At 69.6% G+C, this 14260-nt stretch carries 13 protein-coding genes; 9 read left to right on the top strand and 4 right to left on the bottom strand.

Annotation, left to right across the window (positions count from 1 at the left end; all coding sequences use genetic code 11):
- Positions 1-61: 61 nt before the first annotated feature.
- Positions 62-1246, bottom strand: coding sequence for a zinc-dependent alcohol dehydrogenase (locus H5393_RS10835; RefSeq protein ID WP_182766676.1), 1185 nt, complete (start codon positions 1244-1246; stop codon positions 62-64).
- 105 nt (positions 1247-1351) lie between these two features.
- Entirely contained in the window at positions 1352-2428 is a 1077-nt protein-coding gene (locus tag H5393_RS10840; protein ID WP_182766677.1) for a branched-chain amino acid aminotransferase, read from the bottom strand.
- Between the two features lie 197 nt (positions 2429-2625).
- On the opposite strand from H5393_RS10840, the gene H5393_RS10845 reads away from it, so the two are divergent.
- From H5393_RS10845 to H5393_RS10875, 7 genes are all read left to right on the top strand, one after another.
- Entirely contained in the window at positions 2626-3063 is a 438-nt protein-coding gene (locus H5393_RS10845; protein WP_182766678.1) for an OsmC family protein, read from the top strand.
- A gap of 72 nt (positions 3064-3135) precedes the next feature.
- The gene (locus tag H5393_RS10850; RefSeq protein ID WP_182766679.1) at positions 3136-4644 is read left to right on the top strand and encodes an ABC transporter substrate-binding protein; all 1509 of its coding nucleotides are present in this window, start codon (positions 3136-3138) and stop codon (positions 4642-4644) included.
- A 38-nt stretch (positions 4645-4682) separates the two neighbouring features.
- The gene (locus H5393_RS10855; RefSeq protein ID WP_182766680.1) at positions 4683-5648 is read left to right on the top strand and encodes an ABC transporter permease; all 966 of its coding nucleotides are present in this window, start codon (positions 4683-4685) and stop codon (positions 5646-5648) included.
- Positions 5645-6514, top strand: a complete 870-nt coding sequence (locus H5393_RS10860; protein WP_220488377.1) for an ABC transporter permease — start codon at positions 5645-5647, stop codon at positions 6512-6514. The genes H5393_RS10855 and H5393_RS10860 overlap by 4 nt, the downstream gene beginning before the upstream one ends.
- A complete protein-coding gene (locus H5393_RS10865) occupies positions 6511-7308 on the top strand; it encodes an ABC transporter ATP-binding protein (protein WP_182766681.1) in 798 nt (265 codons plus the stop codon). Before H5393_RS10860 ends, H5393_RS10865 begins: the two co-directional genes overlap by 4 nt.
- On the top strand, positions 7305-8078 hold the full coding sequence (locus tag H5393_RS10870) for an ATP-binding cassette domain-containing protein (RefSeq protein WP_370585977.1): 774 nt from the start codon (positions 7305-7307) through the stop codon (positions 8076-8078). The genes H5393_RS10865 and H5393_RS10870 overlap by 4 nt, the downstream gene beginning before the upstream one ends.
- 9 nt (positions 8079-8087) lie before the next feature.
- Positions 8088-8909, top strand: coding sequence for a type II CAAX prenyl endopeptidase Rce1 family protein (locus H5393_RS10875; RefSeq protein ID WP_220488378.1), 822 nt, complete (start codon positions 8088-8090; stop codon positions 8907-8909).
- Between the two features lies 1 nt (position 8910).
- Here the strand turns inward: H5393_RS10875 and H5393_RS10880 are convergent, their stop codons facing one another.
- Positions 8911-10689 carry a long-chain fatty acid--CoA ligase gene (locus tag H5393_RS10880; protein ID WP_182766682.1) on the bottom strand — a complete coding sequence of 593 codons (1779 nt, stop codon included), beginning with the start codon at positions 10687-10689 and terminating at the stop codon, positions 8911-8913.
- A 171-nt stretch (positions 10690-10860) separates the two neighbouring features.
- Here H5393_RS10880 and H5393_RS10885 point away from each other — a divergent pair, with 171 nt between their 5' ends.
- Positions 10861-12474, top strand: a complete 1614-nt coding sequence (locus tag H5393_RS10885) for an ABC-F family ATP-binding cassette domain-containing protein (RefSeq protein WP_182766683.1) — start codon at positions 10861-10863, stop codon at positions 12472-12474.
- A gap of 4 nt (positions 12475-12478) precedes the next feature.
- On the opposite strand, the gene udp is transcribed toward H5393_RS10885, so the two are convergent.
- Positions 12479-13252 (bottom strand): uridine phosphorylase, encoded by a 774-nt coding sequence (udp, locus tag H5393_RS10890; RefSeq protein ID WP_182766684.1) that lies wholly within the window; start codon positions 13250-13252, stop codon positions 12479-12481.
- 121 nt (positions 13253-13373) lie between these two features.
- Between udp and H5393_RS10895 the strand changes: the two genes are divergently transcribed.
- The gene (locus tag H5393_RS10895) at positions 13374-14237 is read left to right on the top strand and encodes a hypothetical protein (RefSeq protein WP_182766685.1); all 864 of its coding nucleotides are present in this window, start codon (positions 13374-13376) and stop codon (positions 14235-14237) included.
- The last annotated feature ends 23 nt before the right edge of the window (positions 14238-14260 follow it).

Raw genomic sequence — 14260 nt, forward strand, 5'->3', positions numbered from 1 at the left:
ATGTTGCGACAAGAGGTTCCCCTCCAGGATGTCGGTGGTCGGGAACCGGCCCACAAGGGGCTCAGGGCTGCAGCACCACCTTGATACAACCGTCGGACTTGGTCTGGAACATCCTGTACGCCTCCGAGGCCTCAGACAGCGGCACGCGGTGGGTGGCGAAGCCCTCCAGCCCCATGACGTCGCCGTCCTCCAGCGCGAGGGCCAACAGTTCGTCGGTCCACCGGGGCACGTTGCACTGGCCGAGGCGCAACGTCAGCTGCTTGTCGAACATCGTCATCATGGGCATGGGGTCGACCATGCCGCCGTAGACGCCGGCGAGCGACAGGACACCGCCGCGACGGACGGCGTCGATGGCGGTGTGCAGGGCATCCAGCCTGTCGATGCCGAGGTGTTTGAACATCTGGCGGCCCACCGGCTTCGGCATCCGGGCGGTCCCGGCGATGATCTGCTCGGTGACCGGATTGCCGTGCGCCTCCATCCCGACGGCGTCGATGACGCAGTCCGGGCCGCGGCCGTCCGTACGTCCGCGCAGTGCCACGGCGACATCCTTGACCTGACGGTAGTCGACGGTCTCCGCGCCCCACTCCTCGGCCAGGCCGAGCCGCTCGTCGACGAGGTCGACGCCCAGCACCCGGCTGGCGCCCTGGCGGAACGCGGAGCGCACCGCCATCTGCCCCACCGGGCCCAGCCCCAGGACCGCGACGGTGTCGCCGGGCTTCACCTCCGCGTACTTCGCCGCCTGCCACGCGGTGGGGAGGATGTCGCTGAGGTAGAGGAACCGCTCGTCATCGAAATCGGCCGGGAGCTTCACCGGCCCGAAGTCGGCGTGCGGCACCCGCACCCGCTCCGCCTGCCCGCCGGGCACGCCGCCGTACATCGAGGTGTACCCGAACAGCGCGGCCCCTCGGTCCTGCTCGCGCACCTGCGTCGTCTCGCACTGCGTGTGGAGGCCGCGGGTGCACATCCAGCAGTGTCCGCAGGAGATGGTGAACGGGACCACCACGCGGTCACCCACGGCGAGGTTCTGCACCGCGCCGCCGACCTCCTCGACGATGCCCATGAACTCGTGGCCGAGAATGTCGCCCTTCTCCAGGAACGGCGCGAAAGTGGAGTAGAGGTGCAGGTCCGAGCCGCAGATGGCGGTGGAGGTGACGCGCAGCACGGCGTCTGTGGGCTCTATGATCCGGGGCTCGTCGACCTCGACGGTGCGGATGTCTTCAATGCCTTGCCAGGTGACTGCAAACATGTTCCAGCCTCACATGTCGTGGCCGGCGGCGACACCCCTCATGGGGTGGTGATGGGGCGCTCGGCCTGATGTGAGAAAAAGCTCCTCGGCGAGAACAGCGCGCGGTCAGACGACGCGGCGCATCCAGCCGCGCTTGTCCTCCGCACGGCCGTACTGGATGTCGACGAGGTGTTGGCGGATCTCGCGGGTCTTGCTGCCCGGCATGCCGTCAGCCACCTGTTGGGGGCCGCGGTCCGGGGAGTTGAAGCCGGTGATGGGGGTCACGACGGCGGCGGTGCCGCAGGCGAACACCTCGGCGATCTGGCCGCTGGCCACGCCATCGAGCACCTCGTCGATGGAGATCTTCCGTTCCACGGCCTTGAGGTCATGATCCGCGGCGAGTTCCAGGATGGATTCGCGCGTGACGCCCGGCAGGATGGTGCCGAGGGCCGGCGTGAGCAGTTCGCCGTCGGCCGTCACGAACATGATGTTCATGGTGCCGCACTCCTCCACCCACTTGCGCTCCGCGCCGTCGAGCCACAGCACCTGGCCGCAGCCGTTGGCCGCCGCCTCGTCCGTGGCGATCAGGCTGGCGGCATAGTTGCCGCCGCACTTGGCGGTGCCGGTGCCGCCGGGTGCGGCGCGCGTGTAGTTGGGGGTGATCCACAGCTTCACGGGCTCCGAGTAGTACGGGCCCGCGGGCGTGGCGATCACGGCGTAGCGGTAGGTATTGGCCTCGCGGACGCCGAGATAGGGCTCCGAGGCAATGGTGAACGGGCGCAGGTAGAGGCTCTGTTCGTTCTCGCTGACCGGCACCCAATGGTGCTCCAGCTTCACCAACTCCTCCACCGAGGCGAGGAAGAGCTCTTCGGGCAGGACGGCCATGCCCAGGCGGCGGGCGGAGTTCACGAAGCGGGCGGCGTTGCGCTCGGGGCGAAACAGCCAGATCGAGTCGTCGTCGTGGCGGTAGGCCTTCAGGCCCTCGAAGATCTCCTGGCCGTAGTGCAGGACGGCGGAGGCGGGGTGCAGCGCCCATTCGGTGGTGGGCACGATGCGGGGTTCCTGCCAGCCGTCGCCACTGATGTAGTCGATCACTGCCATGTGGTCCACGTAGTAGCGACCGAAACCGGGGTCTGCGAGCGCCGCGTGGCGGGCTGCTTCGGCGGTGGGGGTCGTGCTGCGTTTGATGGAGAACTGGGCCATGGATTTGATGGTATCCCCGACGCACACCGACGCCGGCGGGGGTCCACTCATCAAACCGCAGGCGAGCACCAGCCCCATCCATGCCCCACGGCCCGAATCTAGATGTGGGGCCCTTGACGACGCCGAATCTGGATTTGGCGCGCCCCCCCGCCGACGAGAGGTCGCCGCCACCCGTCCGCCCGGCCTAGGCTGGCGCCATGACCGAACAGACCAGGAGCCCCCGCGCCGTCGACGTGCAGCGCGTGTCGTCCACCGATTTCCGCGCCACCAACGAGCGCGGCGGCGAGATCGCCATCGGCACCGGCGGCGACGACCTCTTCACCCCCGTGGAACTCCTGCTGACCGCCATCGCCGCCTGCGGCTCGATCGACGTCGACATGCTGACCACCCGCCGCGCCGTGCCCGACGTGTTCGCCGTCGAGGCGTCCGGCACCAGCGTCAAGGATGAGACGGGCAACCGCCTGGAGGACATCCGGGTCACGTTCGACGTGCGCTTCCCCGAGGGGGAGGACGGCGACCGGGCCCGCCGGATCCTCGACAAGTCCATCGAGCGCGCCCGGGATGTCCTCTGCACCGTCTCGCGCACCGTCGCCCTCGGCACCCCCGTGGAAATGGTCCCGGCCAACCGGGAATGAAATGGCCCTCCCCCGGGTTGGGAGATGGGCAGGGCGGCTGACCGGCCGACCCGAATGAACACAGGAGCCGTCATGAAGAAACTCTGGAAAGCAGTCGCCGCCATAGCAGCCATGGGCGTGATGCTGACCGGCTGCGGCGGCTCCGACGACGGAGCGGATCCCGCAGCGGTGGGCGCAGACCCCGAGGCCGCCATCGAGATCGGCTCCATCTACGAGCCCGGCAACCTCAGCAACACCGGCGGCGGCGGCCAGGGCGTCACCGAGGCCCTGGGCGGCAACGTCTACGAGGCCCTGATCAAGCTGAACGACGACGGCTCCATCAGCAACCTCCTCGCGGAGGACTACGCGGTCAGCGACGACGGCCTCACCTACACCTTCACGCTGCGCGACGGCGTGAAGTTCCACTCCGGCCGCGACCTGACCGCAGCAGACGTGCAGGCCAGCTACGAGGCAGTGGTGGCCGAGGATTCCCAGGCGGCCCGCAAGTCCAGCTTCGCCGTCGTGGATTCCGTGGAGGCCCCCGACGACAAGACGGTGGTCTTCACGCTCAACTCGAAGTCCATCTCGTTCCCGTACTACATGGCCTACGTGTGGATCCTGAACCCGGAGCTCGGTGACCCGCTCACAGAGACCGACGGGACCGGCCCCTACACGCTGGACGAGTGGAAGCGCGGCAGCACCCTCAGCCTGGTGCGCAACGACGACTACTGGGGCGACAAGGCCAAGAACGGCCGTGTCACCTTCAACTACTTCACCGACGCCAGCGCCTTGGGCAACGCCCTACTGACCGGCCAGCTCGACCTGGTCACCACCATCCAGAGCCCAGACTCGCTCGTGCCGTTCGAGGACAACGACGAGTTCCAGATCAGCGAGGGCACCTCGACGGTGAAGGAACTGTTGGCGTTCAACGACCGGGTCGCCCCGTTCGACGACGCCCTCGTGCGCAAGGCGGTCTACTCCGCCGTCGACCGCGAGAAGCTGCTCAACGCGATCTGGGACGGCCGCGGCACGCTGATCGGCTCCATGGTGCCGCCCACGGACCCCTGGTACGAGGACCTCACGGACCTCAACCCGTACGACCCGGAGCTCTCCAAGGAACTGCTGACCGAGGCGGGCCTGGCAGACGGCTTCGAGTTCGAGCTCCAGACCCCCAACTACGACCCGCACCCGCAGGTGGCCGAGTTCCTGAAGTCGGAGCTGGCCAAGGTGGGCATCACGGTCAACATCAAGACCATCACCGCCGACGAGTGGTACTCCAACGTGTTCAAGGAGCGCGCCTTCGAGGCCACGCTGCAGGAACACGTCAACGACCGCGACGTGGTCTGGTACGCCAACCCCGACTTCTACTGGGGCTACGACAACGCCGAGGTGCAGACGCTCGTGGCCGAGGCCGAGCAGGCGGATTCACCCGAGGCGCAGGCGGAGAAGCTGAAGGAGGCCAACCGGATCATCGCGGATGAGGCCGCCAGCAACTGGCTCTACCTGTTCCCGCAGATCGTCGTGGCACACAAGGACATCAGCGGATTCCCGGTCAACGGCCTGAACTCCCAGTTCTTCGTCTACGGCATCACCAAGGGCTAATCTTTGGCAATGATTCAGCGGGAAACCCGGGCGGGCGCATGACCAGTTACCTGGTACGCCGGCTCGGGTTTCTGCTGCTCAGCTTCCTGCTGGCGATGCTGCTGATCTTCGTGCTGCTGCGCCTCCTGCCGGGCGACCCGGCCAACGCGCTCCTCTCCGTCGACGCCACACCGGAACAGATCAAGGCGGCGCAGGAGCAGGTGGGGTCCAACCTGCCGCTCTGGGAACAGCTCACCACCTGGCTGTCCGATGTTGCCCGGCTCGACCTGGGCAACTCCTTCATCTCCGGCAGCCCGGTCCTGCCCGACATCGCCCAACGCCTGACCGTCACGCTGCCGTTGACGCTCATCGCGTTCGCGCTGTCGGTGGTCGTCGCCAGCCTGCTGGGCTACACCGCGGCCGTGCGCTCGGATACCCGGCTGGGCGTGCTGCTGTCAGGCGTGGCGCAGGTGGGCATCGCGGTGCCGGTCTTCTGGATCGGCATCCTGCTCGTCTGGCTGCTCGCGCTGGAACTGCGGCTGCTCCCCTCTGGCGGTTTCCCGCGCACCGACTGGGAGGATCCGGTGGCCGCGCTCACCTCGTTGACGCTGCCGGTGATCACCATCGTGTTCGTGATGAGCGCGTCCCTGACCCGGTACGTGCGCTCCGCGGTGCTGGACGTGCTGGACGCGGACCATCTGCGCAACGCCCGCGCCCTGGGCGCGAGCCCCACCGAGGCCTTCCTCCGTCACGGGCTGCGCAACGCGTCGGTGCCGGTGATCTCCATCCTGGGCATCGAGCTGGCGTCCACCCTGCTGGGCGCCGTCGTGGTGGAGGCCGTCTTCAACCTGCCGGGGCTGGGGTCCATGCTGACCAAGGCCATCGCCGAGCACGACTACCCCAGCATCCAGGGCGTGCTGCTGGTCACCACGCTGTTCGTGCTGCTGATCGGTTTCCTCGCCGACGTGGTGCAGCGCATCGTGGACCCGCGGCTGCGGGTCTCGCTGTCGGGGGCCGACGCGTGAGCGCCCCGGTCGAGCTGCCCTCGGCGGTCGTGCCGACGCCGGCCCGCCGTCGGGCGCGGTTGCCGCTGACGCTGCTGGTGGGCACGGCGTTCCTGCTCTTCGCCATGGCGCTCGGGGCCGTGTCCCTCGTGTGGTTGCCGTTCGACCTGGCCGACACCTCCGGCGGGCGCCTCGAGCCGCCCGGCGCCCAGCACTGGATGGGCACCGACAGGCTGGGCCGCGACACCTTCAGCTTCATCATGGCCGGCACGCGCATCGCGCTGACCGTCGGCGTGGGCAGCTCGGCGATCGCCATGGTGGTGGGCACGGCGATCGGGCTGGTCGCCGCGTTCTCCAGGGGCTGGCTCGACGACATCCAGTCGTCGCTGCTCGACGTGCTCATCGCGTTCCCCACGCTGCTGCTGGCCATGCTCATCGGCGCCGCGCAGGGCGCGAGCCTGGGCTCCGCCGTCGTCTCCATCGGGCTGGCGGCCTCCGCGATCGTCGCGCGCCTCACCCGCATCCTCGCCAAGAGGCTGCTGGGCGCGCAGTTCGTCACGGCGGCCCGCACGTCGGGCACCGGTTGGCTGGGCATCATCCGCTCGCACCTGCTGCCCAACATGTGGCCCACGCTCGTGGTGGCGGGCGCGCTGATCTTCGGGGCCGCCGTGCTGGCCGAGGCGTCGCTGTCCTACCTGGGGTTGGGCGTGCCGCCGCCCAACTCGTCGCTGGGGCGGTTGCTGCAGGAGTCGCAGTCGACGGTGAACTCGGCGCCCTGGGGAGCCGTCGCGCCGGGTGTGGTCATCGTGATCATCGTGCTGGGTGCCAACTTCGTCGCCGACGGGCTGCGCGAGCGGCTCGACCCGACGCGGAGGGAGCGGTCGTGAGCTACCTCGACGTCTCCGATCTCGCCGTCGTGGCCGGCGGCCGGCGGGTGGTGGACGGAGTGTCGTTCGCCGTCGACGCCGGTGAGCGCGTGGGCATCATCGGCGAATCCGGCTCCGGGAAGTCGCTGAGCATCTTCTCGGTGCTGGGGCTGCTGCCGCGCGGGCTGCGGGCCTCCGGGTCCGTCCGGGTGGCCGGGCAGGAGGTCATCGGCGCCTCGGAACGGGTCCTCGCGGGTGTCCGCGGCGCGAAGGTGGCGATGGTGTTCCAGGATCCCTCCACCGCCCTGGATCCCCTGACGCGCGTGGGGGCGTTCCTCGCCGAACCGCTGCGCCGACACCGTGGGCTGGGCGGCTCCGGCCTGGAGGCGGCCATCCGGCAGGCCCTGGACGAGGTGGCGCTGCCGTCGACAGACCGGGTGCTGCGGGCCTTCCCGCACGAACTGTCCGGCGGGCAACGCCAGCGCGTGGCGATCGCGGCCGCCCTGGCGTGCCGGCCGAAGATCCTGCTCGCGGACGAGCCCACCACCGCGCTCGACGTGACGGTGCAGGCCGGCGTCCTGAGCCTGCTCGCCCGGGTGGTGGAGGAACACGAGATGGGGTTGCTGTTCGTCTCGCACGACCTCGCCGTCGTCTCGCAGACCGTCACACGGGCGCTGGTGATGCGCGACGGACGCGTCGTGGAGGAGGGGCCGGTGGAGGCCCTGATCACGGACCCCCGTGACCCGTACACGCACCGGCTGGTGGGCAGCGCTCGGGCGCTGGACCGTGCGCTGACCACCGGGAGGCTCGAGTGACGATCCTCGCGCTGGGGGGCGCCACCTACCGCTACCGCGGGGCCACAGAGCCGGCCCTGCAGGGGCTTGACCTCGCCGTCGACAAGGGGCGGAGCTTGGGCCTGGTGGGCGAATCGGGTTCCGGCAAGACCACCGCGCTGCGGCTGCTGCTGGCACTGGCGTCGCCCAGCGAGGGGCGGGTGCTGTTCGACGGCGAGCCGCTGTCGCTGCGGAACGCCGGGCAGGTGCGGCGGCTGCGTCGCGCGGTGCAGCCGGTCTTCCAGGACCCGTACGCGTCGCTGGACCCGCGGATGCGGGTGGACCGCATCGTGGCCGAGCCGCTGGTGTCGCTGGCGGTGGAGCGCGACGGTGCCCGCCGTCGAGCCCGGGTGGCCGACGCATTGGCGGAGGTGGGCCTGGAGTCCGACGCCCTGAAGCGCTACCCGCACGAGTTCTCCGGCGGGCAGCGACAGCGCATCGCGATCGCCCGGGCGCTCGTGACGGACCCGGAGGTGCTGGTGGCCGACGAGCCCGTGAGCGCGCTCGACGTGACCACGCGCATCGAAGTGATCGCGCTGTTCGACAGGCTGCGGAAGGACCGCGGGCTGAGCATCGTTATGGTGTCGCACGACGTCAGCATCGTGGCCGCGCTGTGCGACGAGACGGTGGTCCTGCAGGCCGGCCGGCTCGTCGAATCCGGCCCCACCATGGACGTGCTCAACGCACCCCGGGAGCCCTACACCCGGGCGCTGATCGCCGCTATCCCGCGGCTCGGGGCCGGCGCTGGATAGGGTGACGGCGTGAGCACGGACTCCCCCGACGTCGCGCGCAGGCCGGGATGGAGCGTGTCGCTGATTCCCGCCGCGCTGGTCTCCCTGTCCGCGTTCTTCCTCTTCGGCCTCGAGGCCCGGCCCGTCGGTTACCTGACGATGGCGCTCGGCATCGCCCTGGCCGTCTGGCTCGACCGGGTCCTGCTCCGCGACCTCCTCCTGGTCGCCGTCGGCCTCGTCATCGTCTCCACCATCTCGGTGCGCGCCGACGTCAGCTGGGGCAACGTGGCGCTGATGGGCACGGTGCTGACGCTGGCCGTGGCGGTGCCGTACCTGCTCAACCGCTTCGGCTACGGCGACCACAGCATCCGTTTCCACTGGCTCTCAGGCCGCTGGACGACATGGATGTGGGCCTACCTGCTGGCGGTGCCGGTGATCGGCTGGGTGCTGCTGCCCACCTACTTCGTGCGCTCCGGTGCGTACCGCAACTGGCCCGCGCTCGAGGACTGGACGGAGGTGGCCCGCTTCTTCGTCGGCGTGAACTTCGTGGGCTCCTGGGACGAGTTCTTCTTCATCATCACGATCTTCGTGCTGCTGCGCCGGCACTTCTCCTTCTGGTTCGCCAACGTGTTGACCGCGATGATCTTCGTGTCGTTCCTGTGGGAGTTGGGCTACCGGGAGTGGGGCCCGCTGCTCACCACCCCGTTCGCCCTCCTCCAGGCGTACCTGTACTCGAAGACCCGCTCGCTGCTGTACGTGCTGGTGGTGCACCTGCTGTTCGACGTGGTGGTGTTTCTGTCGATCGTGCACGTGCGCTATCCCGAACTGCAGATCTTCTTCTACCTCTGGTGACTCAGCCCTGCTTGCGGGCCTTCTCCAGGCGGGCGTACATCTCGTCCACCAACTCGCGGAAGCGCTTCTCCACCTCGCGACGGCGCACCTTCAGCGTGGGCGTCAGCAGGCCGTTGTCCATGGTGAATTCCTCATGCAGGACGGTGGTCTCCTTCGGCCGCTCCTGCGATGGCAGCCGCGCCGTGATCTCGTCGACGCGGCGGCGCAGCTCGTCGAGCAGTTCGCTCGAGTTCATCCAGTCCTTCATCTCCCCCGGCCAGGAGAAGCGCTTGGCCAGTTCCTCCACCGCGGGCAGCGACGGCTTGACCAGCAGCGTCACGAACGGCCTGTTGTCGCCGAGCAGCACGGCGTGTTCGAACAGCGGGTCCGCCAGGATCAGTCCCTCGATGGGCTGCGGGGCGACGTTCTTGCCGCCGAGGGTGACGATGATGTCCTTCAGCCGGTCCGTGATGATGAGGAAGCCGTCGGTGTCGACGTAGCCGACGTCGCCGGTGTGCAGCCAGCCGTCCTTGATCACCTGGTCTGTGGCCTCCTGGTCGTTCCAGTAGCCCAGCATGACGTTGAGACCCTTGTAGAGGATCTCGCCGAAGTCGCCGATCCGGAGTTGGCCACCTGGCAGCACCTTGCCCGTGGTGTTCTCCTTGAAGTCGTCCGGCGCGTTGAACGACACCAACGGCGAGGCCTCGGTCAGCCCGTAGCCCTGCATCACCGGCAGACCCACCGACGCGAAGAACTCCTCGATCTCCGGACGCAGCGGGGCGCCGCCGCAGGCCAGCACGGTCTTCGGGCCGCCCAGCGCGGCGCGGACGTTGCCGAGCACCAGCTTGTCGGCGATCCGCAACTTCGCGCGGAGCGAGGCGCCGGGCTCACGGCCGGCGCGGAACGCGTACTGGTTGTGCCGGCCCACCTTCAGCGCCCAGGCGAAGATCGCGCGCTTCACCGGCGACCCGCCGGCCTTCTGGTGCGCCGTGGTGTAGACGGTCTCGAACAGCTTCGGCACCGAGACCATCATGGTGGGCTGGGCCAGCACCATCTGCTCCGCGACGGTGCGGGCGTTCTCGACGTAGGTGTTCATGCAGCCGTGCATCAGCACGACGTAGGTCCAGGCCCGCTCCAGCGCGTGCGAGAGGGGCAGGAACGACAGCGAGTGGTCGTCGGGGGTGATGTCGAAGAACTGGTCCAGCGCGTCGGACTGCATCACGAACGCCTTGTGCTGGAGCATCACGCCCTTGGGGTTGCCGGTGGTTCCGGAGGTGTAGATGATCGAGGCGAGGTCGTCCCCGTCGGCTTCGGCGAAGCGCTCTTCGACGGCGGGGGTGGGCTCGGCCAGGAAGTCGGCGTAGCTGACGATCTGGGCCGGCATGCCGTCGTACGGCCTGGTGATGATGACATGCTCCAGTTCCGGCAGGGAGTCGAACACCTCCAGCACCCGCTCGGCCTCAGACTGGTTGCCGACGAACATCACCGTCAGGCCCGAATCCAGGGCGATGTGCTGAATCTGCTCCGGCGTGGACGTGGCGTACAACGGCACGGGCACCGCACGCACCAGGCCGGAACCGAGGTCGATCTCGGACCACTCGGGGCTGTTGCCCAGGAAGATGCCCACGCGCCCACCGGTTTCGACGCCCAGGTTCAGGAGACCCTGACCCACCCGTCGGATCTGCTCACCGAACTGCGCGTAGGTCTGCGTTCGCCACGCGTCGTTCTCGCGGATTCTGGTGGCGGTGCGCTGGCCATGCTGCTCGATGATGCTGCGGACGCGTGCGACGACGTGATTCATGGGGTTCCCCTCCGTTGGGCGTTCTCCAGCCTAACGCGCACCGTGACAGACGTGCCCGCCGGTGTCTAGACTGGTCGGACCCGACCTTGGAAGTGACATGACTGACTGAGCCGGGCGCGCCCGTTGGCGTGCCGTCCACCAGACCGCATCCCAGCGACCCTCAGGACCCTCATGGCTCAGTCCCCTGCCGTCGTCGTAGACGGCCTCTCCTTCCACCTGCCCAACGGAGCCGTCATCCTCGACAGCGTCTCCGCCACGTTCCCGGCTGCCCGGACGGGGCTCATCGGGCCCAACGGCTCCGGGAAAACCACCCTGCTGCGCCTCATCGCCGGCCGCCTCCAGCCGACGGCGGGCCAACTGCTGGTCTCGGGACGGGTTCATCTCCTGCCCCAGCGCGTGTCGACTGCGAGTTCGGTCGCCGACCTGCTCGGCATCACGCCCGTCCGGGCCGCGCTGCGGGCGATCGAGGCCGGGTCCGTCGACCAGGCGCAGTTCGACGCCGTCGGCGAGGACTGGGACGTCGAGCCTCGGGCCATGGCCGAACTGGCCGCGTTGGGGCTGGCCGTCGACGCCGACTTCCTCGACCGCGACGCCGGCTCGCTGTCCGGCGGCGAAGCCACCCGGATCGCCTTGGCGGGCGCGCGGCTCGCCCGAGCCGACATCACCTTGCTCGACGAGCCCACCAACAACCTCGACACCCGCACCCGACGGTGGCTCCACGACGCCCTCAGCGCCTGGGACGGCGCGGTCATCGTCGTCAGCCACGACCGCGACCTGCTGGAGCGCGTGGGCGCGCTGGTGGACCTCGATCCCCGCGGCACCGTCAGCTTCGGCGGCCCGTTCAGCGCCTACCAGGAGCAGCGCGCCGCCGCTCAGGCCACGGCTGAGCGGCGACTTCGGGAGGCCGACGCCGAGGTGTCCCGCGCGAAGCGCGCCGCGCAGGCCGAGCTGCAGCGGCAGGCCCAGCGGGACCGCTCCGGGCGGCGAGAGCGGGCCAAGGGCAACGTCGACAAGATGGCCGCCCACTACTTCCAGGACCGCGCGGACAAGGGATCCGGTGCAAAGGCGACGGCGCACGCGGGGGCCGTCGCCGACGCGCTGGACACCCGCAGCCGCGCGGACGCCGCGGCCCGTGCCCCGGAGGTGATCAGGATCGACCTGCCGGACACCACGGTGCCGCCGGGCAAGCGGGTGCTGGCCCTGCATCAGCCCGGGGAGTCGCCGCTCGAGGTGGTCGGCCCTGAGCGGATCCGCCTCACGGGAGACAACGGGGCGGGCAAGTCCACCCTGCTCGCCCGCCTGCTGGGCGGCGGCACCGATTCCCACCTCCTGGGCGACGTGCACGTCGCGCTCCCGCCCCAGGTGCCCGTCGGCGTGCTGACCCAGACCCTGGACGAGCTGGACGCGTTCCCCTCCGCCCTCGAGGCGGTGCGGGCGGCCACCCCGGGCCGGACTCCGCACGACGCCCGGGCCCTCCTGGCGCGGTTTCTGATCAGGGGCGACCGTGCGGACCAGCCGCCGGCCACCCTGTCGGGCGGTGAACGGTTCCGGCTGGGGCTGGCGCGCACGCTGTTCGCGGATCCGGCGCCGCAGTTGCTGGTGCTCGACGAACCCACCAACAACCTCGACCTGGCGTCGGTGGGGCAGCTGGTGGCGGCGCTCGGCGACTACCGCGGCGCACTCCTCATCGTCACCCACGACGCGCACCTCGCCCGCGACCTGCACGTCACCCGTCGCTGGGATCTCACCCGGGAGGCGGGCGACGTGCGGATCAGTGACGGGTGAGGCGTCAGCCGCGCGCCCTGTCGGCCGCGATCACGCGGCGCATGCCCTCGATGGCGGTGGGGATCAGGTTGCCGATCTGCGAGGCTGCCTTCTCCTCCTCGGTCATGGGCTGGAAATCGTGGTGGCCCATGATCATCATGACGCCGCCGGCGCGGACGCGGCGGGTGGCGGCGACGAGGAACAGCGTGGCGCATTCCATCTCCGAGACCAGGCAGCCGCCCTTCACCCAGGCGTCCCACCGCTCCTTGAGGCGCGACGCCACGGGCATCGAATCCGGCGAGTGCTGCCCGTAGAAGGAGTCCTTCGACTGCGAAACGCCCACGTGGTAGCGCTTCCCCATGTCCCGTGCGGCCTCGGTCAGGCCCATGACGAGGTCCTGGTGGGCGACGGCTGGGAACTCCATCGGCAGGTAGTGCAGACCCGTGCCCTCGTCGCGGATGGCGGCGTTGATCACGGCGACATCGCCGGGCTGCGTCTCCGGCTGCATGGCGCCGGAGGTGCCGACGCGCATGAAGGTGTCGGCGCCCACGTGGATGAGTTCCTCGACGGCGATCGCGGTGGACGGCCCGCCCATGCCTGTGGAGGTGACAGCGACGGGCACGCCGTCGAGTTCACCGGCCCAGGTGGTGTGTTCGCGGTTCGACGCGACGAAGCGGGGGTTGTCGAAATGCTGCGCGATGACCTCGCAGCGGCCGGGGTCGCCGGGGAGGAAGACGTAGCGCCCGATGTCGCCCTGGGCGAGGTGGATGTGGTACTCGTAACCCTCTGAGTAGGCCATGAATGCTCCTTACTGAATGTCAGCCAAGCTACCCGTATCCGGGCAGCCCCTGCTGGGTTTAGAGTTTGTCAGACACACCGTCGGGCGCGTCACCTCGGTGTGGGGCCGAGGAGGAGATGCGATGAACGTGCTGCGCCGTGTGCTGGCCGTCGCCGCCACTGTCCTCCTCGCCGTCCCGGCCGTGGCACGTGCCGATGAGGGTACCGCCCCCGTCACGCCGGTCCGGCGCATCTCGTGCCCCACCGCCGAGCAGGTCTCGAAGGTGTCCGGCTACGACCTGTCCTCCCTGACCGCCACCCGCGCCTCCTGCTGGTACGAGAGCGCCCCCACCGCCGCGCAGGGCCTGCGGCAGCGCGTCGAGTTCACCTACACGAAGGACGCCGGCCTGGCCGCCGCCCGGTCCCGCGTCGAGGCGTGGCAGGACGCCACCATCCGCTCGGCCGTCGCGCTGGGCCCGGAGGCGTTCTCCTGGGAGTCCGCGGGCCCGGCCAACGTCTACTGGGAGGTCAGCCCCGGGGCGGTGGGCACGCTCAGCGGCGTCGACGACCACGCGAAGGCAGTGGCCACAGCGGAGTTGTTCCGCCCACAGATGGAGGTCTACACCGTGCCGGGCGAGCGCACGGTGGGCGGCCGGAAGTGGCGCACCACCTGCGAGCCGTACTCCGAGACCACCCGCTGCCGCACCGAGATCTGGGCGCACACCGTCGTGCCTGACGGGGCTTCCTTCCGCCGCCAGGAGGGTTGGACCTTCAACTCGCTGACGTACCTCTGGTCCAAGCGCGCGCTGTGGGCGCACAACCCGCTCGCCACCGACGGCACGTGGCGGGCCGACGGCCGGGTCTGGCGCACCGAGTGCGACACGGCCGTCACGGGGCGGGGTGCCTGTCGAACCTGGCTTCGTCACCCCACCGTCGAGGTGGCATCGGACGGGGAGTTCGTCACCACCGTCGGCTGGGTGTTCAACAACCAGGTCCTGTTCAGCTGAGCCGAACCGGTCCGCCTGTCAAC

The sequence above is a fragment of the Tessaracoccus sp. MC1756 genome, from assembly GCF_014164735.1.
Taxonomy (GTDB): domain Bacteria; phylum Actinomycetota; class Actinomycetes; order Propionibacteriales; family Propionibacteriaceae; genus Arachnia.